The sequence below is a fragment of the Tamlana crocina genome, from assembly GCF_012037625.1.
In genome coordinates, this window is sequence record NZ_JAAVJS010000547.1 from 1 (window position 1) to 348 (window position 348).

A 348-nucleotide genomic window follows, 5' to 3' on the forward strand; every position below is an offset into this window, starting at 1 on the left:
CTTCTTCCATAAACTGAGGGATCTTAGCCTCCAGCTGCTCAAAATTCTGCGCCTGAATGATGTATTGTATGGGCATTCCACCACGGCGGTTTACAGCTATGGTAGGGCTTTGGCTAACATTGGTACGTGCTCCGGGAAACTGTTTTGTCCAACGGGTAAGGTCGGCAGCTATCTCATCCTGCGAACGGTCCCTTTCTGAAGGTTCTACCAGGGCAACTCTACCAAACCCACTGTTGACAGAACCCGAACCCCAACCCGGAGAGGTAATAATAAGACTTACTTTTTTCTCGGGAATGGAATCATTGATAAGCTGTGTGAGCTCATTCATAAAACGATCCATATATTCAT

At 46.8% G+C, this 348-nt stretch carries 1 pseudogene; it reads right to left on the reverse strand.

The features are described 5' to 3' along the window. A pseudogene (locus tag HC176_RS17990) lies at nt 1–348 on the reverse strand (efflux RND transporter permease subunit); the annotation flags it as partial.